This window comes from Sphaerisporangium sp. NPDC049457 (assembly GCF_055586705.1).
In genome coordinates, this window is record NZ_JBVJHR010000004.1 from 315,976 (window position 1) to 334,165 (window position 18,190).

The 18,190-nt window shown below is 70.5% G+C and carries 15 protein-coding genes; 10 read left to right on the forward strand and 5 right to left on the reverse strand.

The window, feature by feature from the left end; genetic code table 11:
- Positions 1-38 precede the first annotated feature (38 nt).
- From ACZ6QO_RS09050 to trxA, 7 genes are all read left to right on the forward strand, one after another.
- Positions 39-2,246, forward strand: coding sequence for a DUF6049 family protein (locus ACZ6QO_RS09050; RefSeq protein WP_465849089.1), 2,208 nt, complete (start codon positions 39-41; stop codon positions 2,244-2,246).
- On the forward strand, positions 2,243-3,856 hold the full coding sequence (gene murJ, locus ACZ6QO_RS09055; protein WP_465849091.1) for a murein biosynthesis integral membrane protein MurJ: 1,614 nt from the start codon (positions 2,243-2,245) through the stop codon (positions 3,854-3,856). Before ACZ6QO_RS09050 ends, murJ begins: the two co-directional genes overlap by 4 nt.
- Positions 3,857-4,037: 181 nt before the next feature.
- A complete protein-coding gene (locus ACZ6QO_RS09060) occupies positions 4,038-5,540 on the forward strand; it encodes a protein kinase family protein (RefSeq protein WP_465849092.1) in 1,503 nt (500 codons plus the stop codon).
- A gap of 13 nt (positions 5,541-5,553) precedes the next feature.
- A complete protein-coding gene (sigM, locus tag ACZ6QO_RS09065; RefSeq protein WP_465849094.1) occupies positions 5,554-6,198 on the forward strand; it encodes an RNA polymerase sigma factor SigM in 645 nt (214 codons plus the stop codon).
- Entirely contained in the window at positions 6,188-7,246 is a 1,059-nt protein-coding gene (locus ACZ6QO_RS09070) for a zf-HC2 domain-containing protein (RefSeq protein WP_465849096.1), read from the forward strand. Before sigM ends, ACZ6QO_RS09070 begins: the two co-directional genes overlap by 11 nt.
- 223 nt (positions 7,247-7,469) lie before the next feature.
- Positions 7,470-8,447, forward strand: a complete 978-nt coding sequence (gene trxB, locus ACZ6QO_RS09075; RefSeq protein WP_465849097.1) for a thioredoxin-disulfide reductase — start codon at positions 7,470-7,472, stop codon at positions 8,445-8,447.
- 50 nt (positions 8,448-8,497) lie between these two features.
- Entirely contained in the window at positions 8,498-8,821 is a 324-nt protein-coding gene (gene trxA, locus ACZ6QO_RS09080) for a thioredoxin (protein WP_465849098.1), read from the forward strand.
- Between the two features lie 198 nt (positions 8,822-9,019).
- On the opposite strand, the gene ACZ6QO_RS09085 is transcribed toward trxA, so the two are convergent.
- Entirely contained in the window at positions 9,020-9,637 is a 618-nt protein-coding gene (locus ACZ6QO_RS09085; protein WP_465849099.1) for a GNAT family N-acetyltransferase, read from the reverse strand.
- Positions 9,638-10,152: 515 nt separating this feature from the next.
- Between ACZ6QO_RS09085 and ACZ6QO_RS09090 the strand changes: the two genes are divergently transcribed.
- The 3 genes from ACZ6QO_RS09090 to ACZ6QO_RS09100 all read left to right on the forward strand — a co-directional run bounded on the left by ACZ6QO_RS09090 (position 10,153) and on the right by ACZ6QO_RS09100 (position 13,595).
- The gene (locus ACZ6QO_RS09090; protein WP_465849184.1) at positions 10,153-11,385 is read left to right on the forward strand and encodes an aminotransferase-like domain-containing protein; all 1,233 of its coding nucleotides are present in this window, start codon (positions 10,153-10,155) and stop codon (positions 11,383-11,385) included.
- Positions 11,386-11,463: 78 nt separating this feature from the next.
- Positions 11,464-12,417, forward strand: a complete 954-nt coding sequence (locus ACZ6QO_RS09095) for a D-alanine--D-alanine ligase family protein (protein ID WP_465849101.1) — start codon at positions 11,464-11,466, stop codon at positions 12,415-12,417.
- A gap of 119 nt (positions 12,418-12,536) precedes the next feature.
- Positions 12,537-13,595, forward strand: coding sequence for a threonine aldolase family protein (locus tag ACZ6QO_RS09100; protein ID WP_465849103.1), 1,059 nt, complete (start codon positions 12,537-12,539; stop codon positions 13,593-13,595).
- 800 nt (positions 13,596-14,395) lie between these two features.
- Here ACZ6QO_RS09100 and ACZ6QO_RS09105 read toward each other — a convergent pair.
- The 4 genes from ACZ6QO_RS09105 to ACZ6QO_RS09120 all read right to left on the reverse strand — a co-directional run bounded on the left by ACZ6QO_RS09105 (position 14,396) and on the right by ACZ6QO_RS09120 (position 18,164).
- Entirely contained in the window at positions 14,396-15,379 is a 984-nt protein-coding gene (locus ACZ6QO_RS09105) for a ParB/RepB/Spo0J family partition protein (protein WP_465849104.1), read from the reverse strand.
- 143 nt (positions 15,380-15,522) lie between these two features.
- The gene (locus ACZ6QO_RS09110) at positions 15,523-16,371 is read right to left on the reverse strand and encodes a ParA family protein (protein ID WP_465849105.1); all 849 of its coding nucleotides are present in this window, start codon (positions 16,369-16,371) and stop codon (positions 15,523-15,525) included.
- Between the two features lie 224 nt (positions 16,372-16,595).
- A complete protein-coding gene (rsmG, locus tag ACZ6QO_RS09115) occupies positions 16,596-17,285 on the reverse strand; it encodes a 16S rRNA (guanine(527)-N(7))-methyltransferase RsmG (RefSeq protein WP_465849107.1) in 690 nt (229 codons plus the stop codon).
- A gap of 378 nt (positions 17,286-17,663) precedes the next feature.
- The gene (locus ACZ6QO_RS09120; protein WP_465849109.1) at positions 17,664-18,164 is read right to left on the reverse strand and encodes a Jag family protein; all 501 of its coding nucleotides are present in this window, start codon (positions 18,162-18,164) and stop codon (positions 17,664-17,666) included.
- Positions 18,165-18,190 lie beyond the last annotated feature (26 nt).

Genomic DNA, 18,190 nt, shown 5'->3' on the forward strand with positions numbered 1-18,190 from the left:
ATTCTGGGCGTGCGCCCAACTCCACCCCTGGCCGGCACGTGATCCGCGGAGCCGCCCCGATCTTCGCCCTGACCGCCGCGTTCCTCACGACGCCGGCGGCCGTCGCCGGTGCCTCGGCCGGTGCGGCGGGTACGGGCGCCGAGCGGGCCGTCGCGGTGACGCAGGCGCATTCCTCGCACGCGACGCTCCAGGCGCGGGCCCGCTCCGCGCACGCCGGTGCGGCGGCCACCGGCCGGCAGGAAACGCAGATCGTGATCAACTCGATCACGCCGCAGGCGCCCCGCGAACCGGCCGCCGAGATCAAGGTCTCCGGAGCGGTCGCCAACACCGGCGGCACCACCCTCAACTCGCTCACGCTCCGCCTGCGCTTCTCCCGCCAGCCGTTCGCCACCCGCGCCGAGATGCAGGCGTTCGCCGACGGCGGCCCGATGCTGGACTCCTCTCGCGACTCCCTGGTGGTCGGCCAGTTGGTGGCCTCCCAGAAGGTCCCCTTCGAGTTCACCACCACGGCGGCGGAGCTGGGCATGTACCGCTTCGGCGTCTACCCCCTCACCATCGAGATCATCGACGCGGCCGGGCGTCAGCTCGCCGCGCAGCGCACGTTCCTGCCCTACGCCCCCAAAGACCAGCAGGTCGCCCGCACGAAGATCGCCTGGGCGCTCCCCATCGTCGACCAGCCCCACCGCGGCGACGACGCCACCTTCGTCGACGACGGCCTGCACGACACCGTCGCCGACGGCGGCCGCCTGGGCAAGATCCTCAAGATCGCCGAGACCCCCGCCAAGGGTGTGAACTGGTTCGTCGACCCGGCGGTGCTCGACGACGCGCAGGCCATGGCGAAGGGGTACACGCTCAGGTCCGGCGACAAGAGCTCCAGCCGGCCCGGCGACCAGACCGCCTCGCAATGGCTGCAGCGGCTGCGCACGGCCCTGCAGGACGTCCCCGTCTCCGCGGTCCCGTACGCCGACCTGGACGTCACGGCGGTCAACCACCACGGTCTGGACACCGCCACCGGCATCGCGCTCAAGCAGGGCGCCGCCGTCGCCACCACGCTGCTGGGCAAGCAGGTCACCACCGCCGTCAACTGGCCGGCCGCCGGGGTGGTCGACCGCGACGCGCTGGACGTCCTGGCCGTCGGGGACGTGCGCACCGTCCTGCTGAACGCCTCCGCCCTCCCGCCCAGCATCCCGGTCACCTACACGCCGAACGCCGCCGCCACGGTGGACACCGTGCGAAGGCCGGTGCGCGCGCTGCTGGCCGACCCGGTGCTGAGCGAGCTGATCACCACGACCGGCACCTCGGCGCCGAACGTGACGGCCCTGGTCACCCAGCGCTTCCTCGCCGAGACCGCGATGATCAGCGCCGAGCGTCCCACCGAGTCGCGCGCGGTCGTGGCGGCGCCCTCGCGCCGGTGGAACCCCGACCCCGCCTTCGTCACCACGCTGCTGAAGACCGCGGCCTCGGCCCCCTGGCTCAAGCCCGTCTCCCTGAACTCCATCAAGCCCTCCGCCAAGACGGGGGTCCCGCGCGCCGACCTGATGTACTCCGACAAGGACCGGCAGGCGGAGCTGAGCCGGGCGTACGTCGGCGGCGTCAGGAAGCTCAGCAGGCGCGCCGAGCTGACCGCCACCGTCGCCGGTGACCACCGCCGGGTGTTCGACACCGCGCTGCTCCGCGCCGCCTCGACCGCCTGGCGCGGCCGTACCGGCGCCGCCGCGCCGCTGCTCGAGCAGGTCGACGCCGCCGTCACCAGGCGCACCGAGGCCATCTCGATCACCAGCGGCGAAGGGCGCGCGCTCGCCGGCAAGAACGGCATCGTGCCGATCAGCATCCGCAACGACCTGGGCGATCAGGAGGTGACGGTCGGCGTCCGCATCACCTCGGGCGACCGCAAGCTGCTCACCATCGGCGCCTACGAGTCGCCCGTCACCATCAGTCCCGGCAAGACCCGTCCGATCGACATCCCGATGACGGCCAACGGCAGCGGTGAGACGACGGTCAAAGTGCAGCTCACCACCGCGAACGGCATCCGCTACGGCGCTCCCGTCGAGATCACCGTGCGCACCACGGGCTACGCCGCCATCGCGCTGGTCATCGTGGGCGCGGCCGTCGCGGTCATGCTCGCCGCCGTACTGCTGCGCGTCGTGCGCCGCCGCTCACGCAAGATCGCCAAGGCTCGCGGCGCGGCGCGCGGCGCCCCCCGGGCCGTACCCGAACCGGCACAGCAGCGAGAGGGGCCTTCATGAGCCGCATGTTGCGCGCGAGCGCGATCATGGCCGCGGGCACCATGGTGTCCCGCCTGACCGGCTTCGTGCGCACGGCGGTGCTCGCCTCCGCCATCGGCGTCGCCGCCCTGGGAGACGCCTACAACGTCGCGTACACGATCCCGTTCATCCTGTTCGACCTGCTCATCGGCGGAGTGCTCAGCAGCGTCATCGTCCCGATGATCGTCAAGGCGCAGAAGCACGACGCCGACGGCGGCCGCGCCTACGAGCAGCGGCTGATGACCGTGGCCACGCTGGCGCTGGTGGCGATCGCGGTCGTCGGCGTACTGTGCGCTCCGCTGCTGATCGACCTGCTCACCACCGACCTGCCCGCGCGCGAGGCCGAGGTCGCCACCACGCTCGCGCGCTACATCCTTCCCCAGATCGCGTTCTTCGGCGTCGGCGCCATCTCCGGCGCCATCTTGAACACCCGCGACCGGTTCGCGGCCCCCATGTGGGCGCCGGTGCTGAACAACATCGTGGTGATCGGGGTCGGCCTCCTGTACCACCTGGTCAGCAGCACCGGCGGGAACATCGGGGCGGTCACCGCCTCCGACCTGTTCCTTCTCGGCGTCGGCACCACCACGGGCATCGTGATCCAGTCGATCGTCCTGGTGATCGCGGTACACCGCGCCGGGTTCAGGTTCGTCCCGCGGTTCGACCTGCGCAACGCCAGGCTGGGCGAGATGGGCAGAGCGGGCGTGTGGACGCTCGCGTTCGTCGTGTTCAACCAGGTGTCCTTCATCGTGACGACGAACCTCGCGACCGGCGCCACCGCGAAGGCCGGCGGCGAGCACGTCGCCGGCATCGCCTCCTACAGCTACGCCTTCCAGCTCTTCCAGCTGCCCTACGGCATCATCGCCGTCTCGGTGATCACCGCGATGCTTCCGCGCATGAGCCGGTATGTGCACGAGGGCGAGTACGGCGCCATCCGCGAGGAGTTCGCCTCCGGCGTGCGCCTGGTGTGCTGTGTGATCGTGCCGTGCGGGCTGCTGCTCATGGTCCTCGGCCCGGCGGTGACGGTGCTGATCTTCGGGCACGGCAGCACCTCGGTCGAGGACGCCGTGAACATGGGCAACGTCCTGCAGGTGTTCGGGCTCGCGCTGGTGCCGTTCTCGATCTACCAGCTGCTGCTGCGGGTGTTCTACAGCTTCGGCGACACCCGCACCCCCGCGCTCATCGCCGCGGGGAACGTCGCGGTGAACGCCACGGTGGCCTACATCCTGTACCTCACGCTGCCGCCGCGGCTCATCGTCATGGGGCTCGCCGCGTCGTTCACCATGGCGTACGTGGTCGGCGGGACGATCGCCTGGACGCTGGCGAGCCGCAAGGTGGGCGGCGGGCTCGGCGGCCGCCTCGTCGCCTCCGGGCTCTCGCGCATGTACGTCGCCGCCATCCCTGCGGCCGTCGTCGCGCTGGCCGCCCTGTGGGCCACCAAGGAACTGGCCGGCGTCACGCCGCTGACCTCGGCGATCATGCTGGTGGCGGGTGGCGGGCTCGGCGGAGTTCTCTACCTGCTCACCTCGCACCGCATGCGCATCGCGGAGATCAGCTCGATCATTGGACTTGTGGCGGGACGGGTAGGCCGCTAGTCATAGGTAACCCGGAAGTCCGGTTCGCCCGTGTTCAAAGGGCAACACGGACGACAGCCGCTCCGGACTACGATGGTGCCCGGCGCACGGTGACGATCGCGCGCCACCGGCTGACGAAGAGCAGGAGGGGCGTGGGGTCATTCGCACGGACATCGCCCGCGACCAGGGAGAGGATCACCTCATGAGCGCCCCGGCCGTGGAGCCCGGCGGCCGCCTGGCCGACCGGTTCCGCCTGGAAGACCGCGTCAGCGAGTCGGGTGGCGCCACCTTGTGGAAGGCCATCGACGAGGTGCTCGCCCGGCCCGTCTGTGTCCTCACGCTCGATCCCGACTTCGACCGCGTCTCCGAAGTCGTCACCGCGGCCCGCCGGGCCAGCCGCCTGACCGACCCCCGGCTCACCCAGGTCTTCGACGCCGCCGAGGAGAACGGCCAGGCGTACGTGGTGAGCGAGTGGGTCACCGGTGAGACCCTGACCGACATGGTGTCCTCCGGGCCCATGGCGCCCGAGCGGGCCGCCGCGCTGGTGGCCGAGGCCGCCGAGGCGGTCGCGCACGCCCACGAGTCCGGCCTCGCTCACCTGTGCCTCACCCCCGACCGCCTCATCTGGACCGCCGGAAGCACCGTCAAGCTGCTCGGGCTGGCCGTCGACGCCTCGCTGAGCGACATCGAGAGCGACAACGCCGCCCGCGACGACGCCCAGGGGCTCGGCCGCCTGCTGTACACCGCGCTGACCGGCCACTGGCCCGGCGACGGGGACGTCGAGCTGCCGCCCGCCCCGCTCGACGACGGCAAGGTCTGCACGCCGCGCCAGGTCACCGCGGGCGTCCCCGGCTTCCTGGACGCCATCACCTGCCGCGCCCTGTTGCAGGAGCCGAGACGGGGCCTGCCCGCGCTGGCGACGCCCGCCGCGGTGGCCGAGGCGCTCGCCGAGGTGCCGAGGCCCGCGCCCGTCCCGGTGTCGGTGACGCCGCCCGCGGTCAGCCTGCGCTCGGAGGCCCCGGTCGACACCGAGCCGCCCCGGCAGTCCCACTCGACCGCCTACCAGCACACGCCGGTGCACACCATGCCGCGCAGGTCCGGGGGCATGGCGGGCCGAGTGGTGATCACTCTCGTGGTCGTGCTGGTCATCGCGGCGGTCGGCATCGGGGCGTGGACACTGGGTCAGAGCCTCGGCAGGCGGCAGCCCCCGCCCGCGGCGTCCTCCTCCCCCTCGCAGGCTCCGCAGCCGAAGATCACCACGGTGAAGCCGTCGAGCGCCAACGGGTTCGACCCGCTGGGCACCGACCATTCCGAGCATCCCGAGTGGGCGCCCCTGGCCATCGACGGCAAGCCGTCCACCGAGTGGCACACCGACAAGTACAACACCGCCGAACTCGGCGGCCTGAAGAAGGGCGTCGGCCTCATCGTCGAGCTGTCCAAGCCGACGCCGGTCGCCGATGTGGTCGTCTCACTGGGCGACACGCCGGGTTCCACCATCGAGTTGCGCATCGGCGACTCGGCCGATCTCGGTGCGCTGAAAACCGTCGCCAAGCAGGAGAATGTCTCCGGCACGGTGACCCTCACCCCGGAGAAGGCCACCAGCGGTCGGTACGTTTTGATCTGGTTTACGCGCCTTCCGGCCTTTGAGGGGAAGTTTCGTGGCACCATCTATGACGTAGTGGTGCACTCTCCCGGATCGGCATAACAGGACACGCGTTGTGAACCCTCCTCCCGATAGCCCGCCGGCGGCTCAGCACGCCGCACGGTCCGCGTTGTCCGACGCCGACCTGCTGACGAGCCATATCGGCGGCGATCCACACGCCTTCAGCGAGATCGTCCGGCGTCATCGCGACCGCATGTGGGCGGTGGCGCTGCGTACGCTCGGTGACCCCGACGAGGCGGCCGACGCCGTTCAGGACGCCTTCGTCTCCGCCTACCGCAAGGCCGACAGCTTCCGCGGCGAAGCGGCGGTGACCACCTGGCTCCACCGCATCGTCGTGAACGCCTGCCTCGACCGCATGCGGCGCAAGTCGATCCGCCCGGTCGCCGACGACGAACTCGTCGAGGCCGCCGAGCGGGACACTCCGATACCCGACCAGACCGGCGACCGCGACGTCTCCATGGAGGTCACGGCCGCCCTCAAGCTGCTCCCGGCCGACCAGCGCGCGGCGTTGGTGCTGGTCGACATGATGGGGTACTCCGTCGACGACGCCGCCCAGGTGCTCGGCGTGCCGACCGGCACGGTCAAGAGCCGTTGCGCTCGGGGCCGCGCCAAACTTGCCCCGATTCTTTCCCATCTGCGGAACCGTTCGGACCTATCTCGCGTCTCATCCGCGAAGGGAGCAGAACTTCGTGACGGGTGATACGCACTACGATATGGAGATCCTCGCCGAGCTGGCAGAGGGTCTTCTCGACGGCGCCACGGCCGCGCGGGTCCGCGAGCATCTCGCGGTATGCGATCCCTGTGGGGAGAGCCTCGCCGACCTGGCCGCGGTCCGCGAGATGCTCGCGGGAGTGCCGGTGCCCGCGATGCCGATGGGCGTCGCGCTCCGCATCGACAAGGCACTGGGCGCCGAAGCCGAGGCGAGGAGGTCCGGCGGGCTGCGGCTCGACGAGGCTCCCGACTGGGATCGCATCATGGCGGACTCCCCCTGGGAGACCGCGCCGGCCTCTCCTTGGGAGACGACGCCCGCGGCGCCCTTGCCGGCCGCCGAGCCACCGCTGCGGGCGATGCCCGCGGTGGCCGCCGAGCCGCCGGAGCCGTTCGAGCCACCGGTTCAGCAGCCCGAGGAGGTCGTGCGCCTCGGCGTCGTGGCCGACGACGGCACCGTCGTCCCCGCGAGGCGCCGCAAGGCGTCCCGGCGGCATTCCTGGCGGATGCCCGCGGTGGCGAGCGTGGCGGCCGCGGCCGTCATCGGCGTCGCCGGAGTGTCGGCGAGCATGCTGACGGCCTCGGGCACCGGGACGGGAGGCAGTCCTCCCCCCCTCGCCGAGGCCATCCCCACGGCGGCTGCGACGCCCAGCGGCCAGCCCTCGAAGCCGACGACCATAGGGCCGGGCCGCGGGGGGCCGAGCTACGTGATCGCGAGCAGTGACTTCAACTACTCCAACACGGTGCTCGACGGCCCGCTGGCGACCTACGTCGGCGCCTACGGCCCCGGTTCCACCGGGGACGCCTCGGGAGACCCGTCGGTGGTGCGCTGCATCACCCGCATCTCCGAGCAGGTGGGCGACCAGCTGGGCTCGCGGAAGAACCCCAACCCGATCGGCGTTGACCAGGCCTTCTACCAGGGCAGCGAGGCCACCGTGATGGCCTTCTGGAAGGATCGCCTGCACAACGCGGTCTGGGTGTACGTCGTTGACGACAACTGCCGCAACATGCGGCCGCCGTCCGTCAGCCGCTGGCAGTAGGGCCGCACCGGCCCCTTCTGACCCCAGTGTCGAAGAAGTCCTCCGCGGGTTCCGCGGAGGACTTCTTATTGTGGAAGGCGCGGCTTGCCTGGTGCGGGAATCCCGGACGCCTAGGATCTGTTGACGCCACTGGCATCCACGAACGGGTCACCAGAGCCGGACAGCGTGCGGCGACGCACACCGGCGATCAGCCGGGACCACCATGCGCAGAAAGGCGAGAGGCGTGAGCGACGTCCGTAATGTGATCATAATCGGGTCTGGCCCGGCCGGTTACACGGCAGCTGTCTACGCGGCACGCGCTGACCTCAATCCTCTTGTGTTCGAGGGTTCGGTCACCGCCGGTGGCGCGCTCATGAACACGACCGACGTGGAGAACTTCCCGGGCTTCCCGGACGGCATCCTCGGTCCCGACCTGATGGACAACTTCCGCAAGCAGGCCGAGCGCTTCGGCGCCGAGCTGATCGCGGACGACGTCGTCGAGGTCGACCTGACCCAGACGCCCAAGGTCGTCAAGACCGCCACCGAGACCTACCTGGCCAAGACGGTCATCGTCGCCACCGGCTCCGGCTACCGCGAGCTCGGGCTGCCGAACGAGAAGCGTTTGTCCGGCCGCGGCGTCTCGTGGTGTGCCACCTGTGACGGCTTCTTCTTCCGCGACCATGACATCGTGGTCGTCGGCGGCGGCGACACCGCCATGGAGGAGGCCACCTTCCTCAGCCGGTTCGCCCGCTCGGTCACGGTGATCCACCGCCGCTCCGAGCTGCGCGCCAGCAAGATCATGCAAGATCGCGCGTTCGCGAACGAGAAGATCCGCTTCCTCTGGGACAGCCAGGTGGTCGACGTCGTCGGCGACAACCGGGTCACCGGCGTCGTGGTCCGCGACGTCAACACCGGCGAGCAGACCGAGCTGGCCGTGGGGGGCATGTTCGTCGCCATCGGCCACGACCCGCGCAGCGAACTGTTCAAGGGTCAGCTCGAACTGGACGAGGACGGCTACATCGAGGTCGAGGCGCGGAGCACCCGCACCAACCTCGACGGCGTCTTCGCCTGCGGCGACGTCGTCGACCACATCTACCGCCAGGCCATCACCGCCGCGGGCACCGGCTGCTCGGCGGCGATCGACGCCGAGCGGTGGCTCGCCGAGAGCGCGCACGCCACCGCGAGCGCCACCGCGACCGCGAGCGCCACCACCGCAAGCTGACCTCACCCGCCACCGCCAAAGCCACCGCCACAAGTCAAGGGGAGAACATCGTGGGCGACATCAAATCCGTGACCGACGCCACCTTCGAGGCCGAGGTGCTCAAGAGCGACAAACCCGTCCTCGTCGACTTCTGGGCGGAGTGGTGCGGGCCGTGCCGCCAGGTCGCGCCGATCCTGCAGGAGATCGCCGCCGAGAACGCCGACAAGCTCACCATCGTCAAGATCAACATTGACGAGAATCCCGAGACTCCGCGCGACTACGGCGTACTCCAGATCCCGACCCTGAACGTCTACAAGGGTGGAGAGGTCGTGAAGCAGATCATCGGAGCCAAGCCGAAGGCCATGCTGCTCCGCGAGCTCGACGGCGTCATCTAGACGCCCCTGCGGATCGCGCCGTCGGCGACCGTGCGATTCGTACCACCCGCCGCCTCCCTCCGGGCGGCACCCACCCAGCAGAGCCCTCCGCGCCATCGGCGCGGGGGGCTCTGTGTGTGCGGAGGGCTCTGTGTGCGCGGACGCTCATGGTGGCGACCCGCGGGCTCAGGATCATGGCGGCCCGGGGCTCAGATCGTCTCAGACGGGGCGAAGGGCCCGTTCTGGGGTCATGGACCCGAGCAGGCGTTCCAGCGCCACCTCGACGTCCTCGCGCCACGATGCCGCCGTCTTGAGCTCCAGCCGTAGCCGTGGGAATCGCAGATGTGGGCGTACCGTCTTGAACCCCACCGCGAGCAGGTATTCGGCGGGCATGACGCAACCCGGCTGTTCCCATTTCAGGTCGCCGAACGCCTCGATCGCCCGCACTCCGCGCCGCGTCAGGTCTTTCGCCACGCCCTGGATGAGCATCCGGCCGAGCCCGCCCCCGGAGAATTCGGGAATGATGTGCGCGGTCATCAGCAGGACGGCGTCCGCGCTGACAGGAGAGGTGGGAAAGGCGACCGACCGGGGCACGTAAAGCGGCGGCGCATAGAGCACGAAGCCGGCCGGCACCCCGTCGACGTAGCAGATCTTGCCGCAGCTCCCCCATTCGAGCAGGGTCGCGGAGATCCACGCCTCCTTCTCCAGCGCCGGATCGCCCGCCAGCTGCGCCCGCTCACCGCTGACCGGGTCGAGCTCCCAGAAGACACACCGTCGGCAGCGGCGCGGCAGATCGTCAAGGTTGTCCAGCGTGACGTTCACCAGCCGACGCGACACCTCGGGCCCCCCAATCCTTGCGAGACGACGCGAGTCATGGCGGAAATGCGCACGAATTACGGCGTCTCCAAACTGGCATGGTAGCCGAGTGAAAGCGGGCTACGCGGGTCCTGCCCGTCGGGCCTCGCCGCCTGTCGCCGCCACAGGCCGCCGAGCAGGGCGGACACCACATCGGCGGCGTGCGAACGACTATGGGACGCCGCCGGCGGATTCCAGCCGTCCGCGGACGACTTCAGCGGTGGGCGCCCGATCGACGGGCTGGGCATGCCCCCGGCATGGTCAAAGTCCACCCCAGAAATACAGGCAGAAATGTCGGAAGAAGCACCTGAAGTGAAGAATTGCGGGAAGCTTTCGAGGGTGGCTGCCGTAGGCTGGTCACTTCGCAACGAAACCTAGCTCGGCTATGCCCTAGGAGGTGGACCGTGACGCAAGAGCAGGATCACGGTCGGAGGACGGCGGCCCACGGGTCGCGCATCGACGCCTACATCGACCGGTACGCGGCACGCGCGACCGGCATGGTGGCCTCCGAGATCCGAGCTCTTTTCGCCGTCGCATCGAGGCCCGAGGTGGTCTCGCTGGCCGGCGGCATGCCGTACGTCACGGCCCTCCCCCTCGACACCGTCGGCGAGATCGTCGCCGACCTGGTGGCCCACCGCGGCACCGTGGCCCTGCAGTACGGCTCCGGCCAGGGCGACCCCCACCTGCGCGAGCAGATCTGCGAGGTCATGCGCCTGGAGGGCATCGACGCCGGCCCCGACGACGTCGTGGTCACCGTCGGCTCCCAGCAGGCCCTCGACCTGATCACCCGCATCTTCATCGACCCTGGCGACGTCGTCCTCGCCGAAGGCCCTTCCTATGTCGGCGCCCTCGGCACCTTCGCCGCCTACCAGGCGTCCGTGGTGCACGTCGCCATGGACGACGAGGGGCTCATCCCCGAGGAGCTCTCCGCCACCATCGACGCGCTGGCGCGCGAAGGCCGCCGCATCAAGTTCCTCTACACCGTGCCGAACTTCCAGAACCCGGCCGGCGTCACGCTCAGCGCCTCCCGGCGCCGCCAGGTCATGGAGATCTGCCAACGGGCCGGCGTGCTCGTCGTGGAGGACAACCCGTACGGCCTGCTCGGCTTCGACGGCGACCCGATGCGGGCGTTGCGGGCGGACGACCCGGACGGCGTGGTCTATCTCGGGTCGTTCTCCAAGACGCTGGCCCCGGGCTTCCGGGTCGGATGGGCGCTGGCCCCGCACGCCGTGCGGGACAAGCTGGTGCTCGCCATGGAGTCCGCCGTCCTGTCGCATTCAAGCTTCTCGCAGCTCGCCGTCGGGCAGTATCTGGCGACGCAGCCGTGGCGCGAGCAGATCAAGTCGTTCCGCGAGCTCTACCGCGAGCGGCGCGACGCCCTGCTCGGCGCGATGGACGCGCTCATGCCGCCCGGCTGCACCTGGACGCGGCCCGCCGGCGGGTTCTTCGTGTGGATGACGCTGCCCGAGGGGCTCGACTCCAAGGCGATCCTGCCCCGCGCCGTCGCCGAACGGGTGGCGTTCGTGCCGGGCACGGGGTTCTACGCCGACGACTCCGGCTCGCGGAACATGCGCCTGTCGTACTGCTACCCCGAGCCCGAGCGCATCCGCGAGGGCGTCCGCAGGCTGGCCGGCGTGATCCAGCAAGAGCTGCTCATGCGCGACACGTTCGGCACCGGCTCCGCCCCCGCCCACGGCGGCGTCGACACCCCCGGCCCCGATCTAGCCTGAAGATGATGTGCGGCAGGCGCCTTCCCCAGGCCGGGGCGGCGCCTGCCCTTTGAGAGCAAGCGGTAAGAAAGGTCCTCGATGAGCGATCTCGGCCATGTGCTGGTGCTGGCAGGCGGACTGTCCTACGAGCGCGAGGTCTCATTGCGCTCGGGCCGCCGCGTGAGCGAGGTGCTTCGTGCGGCCGGCATCGACGTCGAGACACGGGACACCGACGCCAGCCTGGTGCCGTCCGTCCTGGCCGACCCGCCCGACGTGGTGTTCGTGACGCTGCACGGCGGCAGCGGCGAGGACGGCGCCATCCGTTCGGTGCTCGAACTGCTCGGCCTGCCGTACGTGGGCGCCGCTCCTGAGGCCTGCCGCATCGCCTTCGACAAGCCGACCGCCAAGACGATGGTCCGCTCGGTCGGTGTCCGCACCCCCGACGCCGTCGTGCTGCCCAAAGAGACCTTCCACGACCTCGGCGCCTCGGCCGTGCTCGGCCGCATCGTCGAGCGGCTCGGCCTGCCGCTGTTCGTCAAGCCGTCGCACGGCGGGTCGGCACTGGGCGGCTCCATCGTCCGCAAGGCCGACGAGCTGCCCGCGGCCATGGTCGGCTGCTTCGCCTACGGCGACACGGCGCTCGTCGAGCAGTACATCGAAGGCGTGGAGGTCGCGGTCTCGGTGGTCGACCTGGGGGACGGTCCCACCGCTCTTCCGCCCGTCGAGATCGTCGCCGACGAGGGCGTGTACGACTACTCCGCGCGCTACACGGCCGGACGCACCGAGTTCTTCGCGCCCGCGCGGCTCAGGCCGGAGGTCGCCGAGGCGTGCGCACAACTCGCCGTCACCGCGCACACGGCCCTCGGGCTGCGTGACCTCTCCCGCACCGACATCATCGTCGACGGCAAGGGGCAGCCGTACTTCCTGGAGGTCAACGTCGCCCCCGGGATGACCGAGACCTCTCTGCTGCCGATGGCCGTGGAGGCCGCCGGCCAGGATCTCGGCGCCATCTGCCGCGGCCTGCTCACCTCCGCCCTCCAACGCGCCCGCTGACCATCCGCCTCTTCGGCCGGCCCGGCCATTCCCTTCGGCGTCCCCGAGTACGATCGGCCCCGGCGCCTGGTGACCGGGCCGGTCCGTGGGTGTGCGGGTCCGCGGCGTAGCCTTGCGGCGTGATCGAACCGCTTTACTCCAAGAGCTTCGCGAGCGACAACCACGCCGGTGCGCATCCGGCCGTGCTCGACGCCATGGCCGCCGCCAACGCCGGCGACGCCCCCGCGTACGGCGACGACGACTGGACCGGCGCCCTGGCCGGGCAGGTGCGCGCCGAGTTCGGCGAGCACGCCACCACTCTGGTCGTGCTCAACGGCACCGGGGCCAACATGCTTTCGCTGAGCATGATGCTGGGACGCCGGTACGAGGCGACCATCTGTCCGGAGACGGCGCACATCGCCACCCACGAGACGGGCGCGAGCGAGCGGGTGCTCGGGGTGAAGCTCGTCACCGTTCCGACCCCTGACGGGAAGCTGACCCCCGCGGACATCATCGCCCGGCTCGGTGAGCGCGGCAACATCAGCGTGGTGCAGCCGCGGGTGGTGTCCATCTCGGAGGTCACCGAAGTCGGCACCTGCTACACCACCGACGAGGTCGCCGCCATCGCCCGGACGGCGCACGACAACGGCCTGCTGCTCCACATGGACGGCGCCCGCCTCGCCAACGCCGCCGCCCACCTCGGCTGCTCGCTGCGCGAGCTGACCACCGACGCCGGGGTCGACGTGCTCAGCTTCGGTGCGAGCAAGAACGGCGCCGTCGTCGGAGAGGCCGTGGTCGTCCTGCGCCCGGAGCTCGCGGAGGCCGGGCCGTACCTCCGTCGGCAGACGCTCCAGCTCGCCTCCAAGATGCGCTTCGTCTCGGCCCAGATCTCCGCGTTGCTGACCGGCGAGCTGTGGCGGCGCAACGCCGACCACGCGAACGCGATGGCACGCCGGCTGGCCGACGGCGTCGCCGACCTCCCTGGGCTGGACATCGCGTGGCCGGTCGAGTCCAACGCCGTCTTCGCCGCGCTACCCTCCCAGGCGATCAGCGAGCTCCAGGAGCGTTACCTGTTCCACGTGTGGGACGCCTCGCTCGGCATCGTCCGCTGGATGACGGCGTTCGACACCACCCCAGAAGACGTCGACACCTTCATCACCGACATCCACCACTCCCTCAAAGCCGCAACCACCCCCTGACCGCCCCCCAGGGACACCCCCCGTCTCCACCAACTCCCGCCCTCCACCCGGTGGGCGCTGGAATCTCCACCCGGTGGGTGCTGAGTGTCCCCTCCCGACGCGTGCTGGACGTCTCCATCCGGTGGGCGCTGGCGGTGATCGGCGCCGGTCGGCGAGTTGTGGTGCGGCGATGACGGCGCCCTCGTACGGCGCCCCACCCGGCGAACGATCGTGGACAGCGCACCGGAGACAGCGGAAGACGCCAGACGGTCTTCTCGGTGGCGCTGTTTCACGTGAAACCAGCAAGGCCGACGGCCGCGCCTGGTCGGCCGCACACCTGCACCGGGTGCCGTCCTCCCCCGGTGCGTGCTGGATGTGACCAGCGCCGGGTCGAGTCGTGGGGCGGCGATGCCGGTCCGCGGGTGCAGGCGCCCCCTGTCTTCACCGGGTGCCGCCCTCCATCCGGTAGGCGCGCTGGATATCTCCACCCAGTGGCTGTTCGATGTGATCGGCGCCGGGTCGGCGGGTCGTGGTGCGGCGATGACGGCGCCCTCGTACGGCGCCCCACCCGGCGAACGTCCGTGGACAGCGCACCGGAGACAGCGGAAGACGCCAGACGGTCTTCTCGGTGGCGTTGTTTCACGTGAAACCAGCGAGGGTGACGGCCGTCGCCTTGTGCGGTGACCACAGGGGGACGTGTGGGCTACGCGGCGGGAACGGTCAGCAGGGGGAGTCGTCAGGTGATCTGCGGGCACGCCAAGGATTCGGGAAAGGGTCCCCAAGAGGCGGCCTGAGGTCAGTCAGGGTGGGCCAGGAGAGGGTCAGTCTTCGGGGGCGTGGATGGCGGTGGCGGCTTCGGGAGCCATTGCGCCGATGATGCGTTCGAGGTCGTCCATGGTGGCGAACTCGACAACAATGCGGCCCTTGTGGCGGCCGAGGTCGACCTTCACCCGGGTCTCGAAGTGGTCGGACAGACGGGTTGCCAGGTGCGCCAGTGCGGGCTCGGGGGCGTCCTTGGCGCGGCGGGCCCGGGGGGCGGGGGCCGCGGTCGCCTCCCCCATGGAGACGATCTCCTCCACGGTGCGCACCGACAGCCCTTCGGCGACGATGCGGTTCGCCAGGTGTTCTTGCGCCGCCGGGTCGCTGAGGGCGAGCAGGGCGCGCGCGTGCCCCGCGCTGATCGTGCCCGCGGCCACCCGTGTCTGGACGTTGGGGGGCAGGTTCAGCAGGCGCAGGGTGTTGGTGATGTGCGAACGGGAACGTCCGACCCTCTGGGCGAGCTGCTCGTGCGTCGCGCCGAAGTCGTCCAGGAGCTGACGATAGGCCGCGGCCTCTTCCAGCGCGTTGAGCTGCTCGCGCTGGAGGTTCTCGATGAGCGCCTCGCGGAGCATCTCGTCGTCCTGGGTGCTCCGGACGATCGCGGGGATCTCCCGCATGTCCAGCAGCTGCGACGCCCGCCAGCGCCGCTCCCCCATGATCAGCTCGTAGCGTCCCTCGCCCACCGAGCGCACCACGATGGGCTGGAGAAGCCCGACCTCCTTGATAGAGTCGGCCAGCTCACGGAGGGCATCGTCGTCGAAGATGTCCCTGGGCTGTCGTGGGTTCGGAATGATCGACGTGAGCGGGATCTCCAGGAAGTACGCCCCCGCGACCGGCTTCGGCCCGTCCTCGACGACCGACGCAGCTTGCGCGGCCGACGCGCCCTGCGCGACCGGCCCGGCCGGGGTCGGCGCCTCGACGGCCGGCCCGTTGGGGATCAGGGCCGCGAGCCCCTTCCCCAAACCACCACGCCTCTGCTGAGCCACGACTCCTCCTCGCCCAACGCCTCGCCCGCGCGGAGACGGTCACGACCGGCACCGCCTCTGTCGCCGCGTATTCCTCGAATCTGGCCTGAACCACCGGAACCGGCGCGGGACACTCCACAGGAGGGTACCGCTGCCGGAGAGGGTCAGCTTCCCGCCACGGCCGCGGCGCGGAACGCGATCTCCCGCGCGGCCTCCATGTACGCCATCGCGCCGCTGGAGCCGGCGTCATAGGTCAGCACGGACTGGCCGTAGCTGGGCGCCTCGGAGACCCGGACGCTTCTCGGGATCACCGTGTTGAGCACCGTGTCACCGAAGTGGGACCGCACCTCGTCGGCCACCTGCGACGCCAGCCGCGTGCGGCCGTCGTACATCGTCAGCAGGATGGTGGAGACCTTGAGCCTCTGGTTCAGGTGGACGCGGACCAGCTCGACGTTCTGCAGGAGCTGGCTGACGCCTTCCAGCGCGTAGTACTCGCACTGGATGGGGATCATCACCTCTTCGGCCGCCACCATGGCGTTCACCGTGAGCAGGCCGAGCGACGGCGGGCAGTCAATGAAGATGTAGTCGAGGTCGACGGCGTCGAACGCCTCCAGCGCCCGCTTGAGCCGCGCCTCGCGGGCGACCAGCGACACCAGCTCGATCTCGGCCCCGGCCAGGCCGATGGTCGCCGGGGCGCAGTACAGGTTCGGCATGTCGGGCACCGGGCTGACGATGTCCGCGAGCGGGAGATCTTCGACCAGCACCTGGTAGACCGAGGGAACGTCCCCGCGGTGCTCGACGGACAGAGCTGTGGAGGCGTTGCCCTGCGGGTCGAGGTCGACGACGAGCACGCGCTGGCCGTGCATCGACAGCCCTGCGGCGAGGTTGACCGCCGTCGTGGTCTTGCCGACGCCGCCCTTCTGGTTGGCGATGGTGATGATGCGCGGCTTCGGAGGACGCGGCCAGTCCCCCTCCTGCAAGGAGGACGAGTAGCCGATCGAAGCGGCGGCCACCGGAGCTGATGGAGCTGTTTCACGTGAGACCACTGAGCTGAGCGCCTCTCGGACCAGCGGCGAATCGCCGGGGTTAAGGGGGGGTTGAGACACGGTCGTCGTCCTTTCAACCGGCGGGGCGGCATCAGGGAAGGTCGGCCAGCCGAGACCTGAGGGCCTTCCGCTCGTGGCGGAGACATGACCAGCGGGCCATCCAAGGCCGCCTGCCGTATCCGGCATAACCGTCACCTCTTCCGTCGGCGCCGCGCACTCTGCGCACTTCGAGCTGGTGAGCGTCCGGCGACCACCCGGACAAGAGTCGCGGGCGGATCGACCTTACCGCGCCCGACCGTGACAAGCTCGGCGGAATGCACGCCGTATGCCTGCAATTGCTCTGTCGCGGCGTCGAGTTCCTCGGCGGCGCGCTCACCCTTCATCGCCAGCAGTTGCCCGCCCTCGTGCAGGAGGGGCAGCGACCAGGCGAGCAGGCGGTCGAGCGGCGCCACGGCGCGCGCGGACGCCACGTCGAAGACCCGCTTGCCGACAAGCTCCTCGGCGCGCCCGCGCAGCACCTCCACGTTGTCCAGCTTCAGCTCCTCCACGCACTCCTGCAGGAAGGTCGTCCTGCGCAGGAGCGGTTCCAGCAGCGTCACTCTCACGTCGGGCCGCACGATCGCCAGCACGATGCCGGGCAGCCCGGCTCCGGAGCCGATGTCGACCAGGTGTGCTTCGTCCGGCACGGCCTCGGCCACCACGGCGCAGTTGAGCAGGTGCCGGTCCCAGATGCGCGGGACCTCTCTGGGACCGAGCAGCCCGCGCACGACGCCGGGACCCGCCAGCATCTCCGCGAACGCCCGGGCCCGGGGCCACGCCTCACCGGTGAAGACCGCGCGCGCCACGTCGGGCGCGTCGGGCAGTTCGTCGCTTTCCGCCATCACTCACTCAACTAGAACGGTCGCCATATCTTCGCGTAAGGGTAGCCGTCTCCGTCGTCGGCGACGGCTCGACGCGTCCGATCGGCGCGCACGGGGGACATGACGGCAGCCCGGGCGAACGTGGACGGACAGGGGGAGGCAAGCCCTGGGTCCGGCACGACACAAGATCGCGTACGGATTCGGCATGCGGACCCGCGCCGCCGCGTCCGGCAGGCCGCCGGGCGTTACAAAGAGGGGGACGCATCGGGTTGCCCGGCTCGCACCGACAGGAAGGGCCGGACAGCCGAAGGGCCGCCGATCCGTGAGGATCGGCGGCCCTTCGCTCGTATCACCAGGCCCGTTGGCCGCGCGCCCGTCCGTCGAGGGCGTCCATCGCCGTCAGGCGGGGAGGACGACGACGTAGCGCTCGGGCTCCTCCCCCTCGGACTCGCTCCGCAGGCCCGCCGCGGCGACGGCGTCGTGCACGATCTTGCGCTCGAAGGGCGTCATCGGCTGCAGGGACTTGGCCTGGCCGGAGCGCTTGACGTCCTCGGCGGCCTTGGCGCCGAGCTTGCTCAGCTCGGCGCGCTTGCCCTGCCGGTAACCGGCCACGTCGAGCATCAGGCGCGAACGCTCGCCCGTGCGGCGGTGCACGGCCAGGCGGGTGAGCTCCTGCAGCGCTTCGAGCACCTCGCCGTTCTCGCCGACGAGGTCGTTGCCCTTGATGTCAACGATGGACACGAGAGCGCGGTCGCCTTCGACATCCATGTCGATGTCGCCGTCGAGGTCGGCGATGTCCAGCAGACCTTCGAGGTAGTCGGCCGCGATCTCGCCCTCCTGCTCCAGAGCGGCGATGTCGGGCGCGGCCTTCGGGGCCTGCTCCTCGTTGACTTCGGTCACGTCCGGACTCTCCTTTAAGACAACCG

What these genes read in the sequence shown, in the direction of transcription:
- ACZ6QO_RS09090 (WP_465849184.1), top strand. Translation starts at nt 10,153, where the DNA reads ATGGTGGCCTCCGAGATCCGAGCTCTTTTCGCCGTCGCATCGAGGCCC.
- ACZ6QO_RS09095 (WP_465849101.1), top strand. Translation starts at nt 11,464, where the DNA reads ATGAGCGATCTCGGCCATGTGCTGGTGCTGGCAGGCGGACTGTCCTAC.
- ACZ6QO_RS09060 (WP_465849092.1), top strand. Translation starts at nt 4,038, where the DNA reads ATGAGCGCCCCGGCCGTGGAGCCCGGCGGCCGCCTGGCCGACCGGTTC.
- rsmG (WP_465849107.1), bottom strand. Translation starts at nt 17,285, where the DNA reads ATGGCGGAAAGCGACGAACTGCCCGACGCGCCCGACGTGGCGCGCGCG.
- murJ (WP_465849091.1), top strand. Translation starts at nt 2,243, where the DNA reads ATGAGCCGCATGTTGCGCGCGAGCGCGATCATGGCCGCGGGCACCATG.